Origin of the sequence: Trichococcus sp., assembly GCF_049589555.1 — a bacterium.
In the GTDB taxonomy this organism is placed as follows: Bacteria; Bacillota; Bacilli; order Lactobacillales; family Aerococcaceae; genus Trichococcus.
In genome coordinates, this window is record NZ_JBAWAZ010000270.1 from 1 (window position 1) to 2,417 (window position 2,417).

The 2,417-nt window shown below is 49.1% G+C and carries 3 protein-coding genes; 1 reads left to right on the forward strand and 2 read right to left on the reverse strand.

Annotation, left to right across the window (positions count from 1 at the left end; genetic code table 11):
* Positions 1 to 298: hypothetical protein (locus WBV27_RS09780; protein ID WP_424201602.1), on the reverse strand; the 298-nt coding region annotated here is incomplete at its 3' end.
* A gap of 146 nt (positions 299 to 444) precedes the next feature.
* On the opposite strand from WBV27_RS09780, the gene WBV27_RS09785 reads away from it, so the two are divergent.
* The gene (locus tag WBV27_RS09785) at positions 445 to 1,560 is read left to right on the forward strand and encodes an AraC family transcriptional regulator (RefSeq protein ID WP_424201604.1); all 1,116 of its coding nucleotides are present in this window, start codon (positions 445 to 447) and stop codon (positions 1,558 to 1,560) included.
* A 516-nt stretch (positions 1,561 to 2,076) separates the two neighbouring features.
* Here the strand turns inward: WBV27_RS09785 and WBV27_RS09790 are convergent.
* Positions 2,077 to 2,417: MFS transporter (locus tag WBV27_RS09790; protein ID WP_424201606.1), on the reverse strand; the 341-nt coding region annotated here is incomplete at its 5' end.

A 2,417-nucleotide genomic window follows, 5' to 3' on the forward strand; every position in this document is an offset into this window, starting at 1 on the left:
CGAACCAAGCCGGCTCGCTTTCTGCTAGCAACTGATCAGCCACTTGCGCTTGAACTTTCCAATAGTAGCGCGTTTGTGGCAGCAAGCTGATGTCCGGTTGGAAGTCCAACGCGTTGATTTCTTCAAGCCAGTCGCTTTCGAACAGGACTTCTTCGAAGGCGGCATCAGCCGAAACCACTACTTTCGTCTCCATGCCCGGCTCATTTTTGCCGGACACGATCCAGGACAAGCTCAGTGTATCCAACAAGTAGCCCAGCGGATTTTCCAAATGGTTGGTTCGTAATTTCTGTATCTTCATGATTTGCCTCCGTTTTCATATTGTGCTCGTTCTTGATTTGTTGCGAATGATTGCTGTAATCTAAGCCTTCTTGAATAAGGAAAATATGTCTGCTATACTTTTCCAACAACCGCTAATCTATCTCTGATAGGGAGGATCAAAAAATTATGCCCTACTATATCACGTACGGTGAATTCCAAAAGCAAATGACCGATTATTACCGCCAAGCCGGCAAACGCATGCAATTTACCGAGATGACGGACTACCTTTATCGAAAAGGTTTATTGAAACAAACGCTCGAAATACCCAATGTAACCGGCATTTTCGAGAACATGTCGGATGATGAGTTTGAGGATATCATCGATTCTTTTGTACTTTTCCTGACGCCGCAGATCCCTTCAACGTCCTCAGTCGTCGAAACGGATATCATTCCTCACAAACGGGATGTGTTTGTTATCCGCCATCCCCAGTTCACCCGTCCGAATCCGCATACGCATAACTTTTTTGAAATCAATTACGTCGTGCGGGGCAGCTGCCGGTTCACTTTTGAGGATGAAATATCCACCTTGCAGGAAGGGGAACTTTGCATCATCGCACCTTCCTCAAAGCATGATATTTTGATTGATGATGAATCGATTGTTTACACGATCATGCTCCGCAAAAGTTCCTTCGACACGATCTTCTTCTCGTTGTTGTCAGGAAAGGATCTGCTTTCTTACTTTTTCCGCAAAATCCTTCAGGATGATACGAGTCCCAATTTCCTATTGTTCAAAACCGATCAGAACGACCAGCTGAAACCGCTTATCCGCAATGCCATGGTTGAATGCCATCGCTACGACAACTACAGCAACAGTTGCTGCATCAATTGGATCAACTTGATGTTCTCCAACTTGCTGCGCAATTACAGCGAGAGCATGCAATTCCATAACTATCACATCGGCACCGATTTTTCGGTCATCTTGCAGTACATCCAGCACCATTACCAGGAGCTGTCACTGTCCCGCTTGGCCGAAGAATTCCATTACAGCGAGCCTTATCTGTCGACGAGGATCCGGGAAAACACTGGCTACAATTTTACCGATCTTGTCCGGCGCCTGCGCTTGGCGCATGCAATCGAGTACCTGGAGAATTCCAACCTGAAAATCAGCGAAATCGCAACGCAGGTAGGCTACAAGTCGACCGATCATTTCTCGCGCGTATTCCGCACAACTTATCAGATTTCACCGGTGCAATACCGCAAACAGCACGCGCACACCGAGGATACTTTCAATCCATTCATTTAAACTTTTAAGATGGGCCGTCTTGCTTCAAAGGCGGCCCGTTTTTTTGCGCGGAGATAACGGAGAGATACTCATCTCCGATGAGCGCCCTTCTCAACGGAGTTGCGGTTCCGGTAATCTGACCTCCTCCTGCGAGCGAATGCTAGCCGGAGGAGGTCACGGAATCGGATGCTGTCCTCCGACGAACGATGGCTCGTCGGAGGTGAGAGATTTGCGCGCGCCTCTGCTCCGGCGAAGCCCCCCTGATTGGAGATGGTGCTTTCCTCCGGTGAGCGCCCTTCTCAACGGAGTTGCGGTGCCGGTAACTTGCCCTCCTCCTGCGAGCGAATGTTGGCCGGAGCTGGGCGCGGAATCGGATGCTGTCCTCCGACGAACGAGGGCTCGTCGGAGGTGAGAGATTTATGCGCGCCTCTGCTCCGGCGAAGCCACCCCAGCAATCACGCTGCCAATCAATAAACCAACATAGGTGCTGCCCCTTTTTGGAGACAGCACCCTTTTTTGGACTAAAATTACCTCTAATTACGCTTCATGATTGTCTTCGCTGTGGTCGCGGATAAGTTCTTTCATTTCCAGAATATCTGCGCGGTGTTTTTCGACCGGATTGAACTTCAAGGCAATCAACAGGATGCCGCTGATCAAGGCTGGCGCGCCGAAACGCAGGAAGTTGATGGCAAACATAGTGCTCTCAGGTTGATTGCCGATTTCACCGGCTCTATAGCCTGCCCAAGCAAGAACAGCCAGAATACCTGAGTTTGTCACGGTGTTTCCGCATTTCTGCGCAAATCCTTTGATGGATGAAATAACGCCGTTTGCTGTGATGCCGTCTTTGAATTGGACATAATCGATGGCATCGTTCACCA

Bases quoted from the DNA above. Each gene is read 5' to 3' on its own strand.
- WBV27_RS09785 (WP_424201604.1), top strand. From the start codon at position 445: ATGCCCTACTATATCACGTACGGTGAATTCCAAAAGCAAATGACCGAT.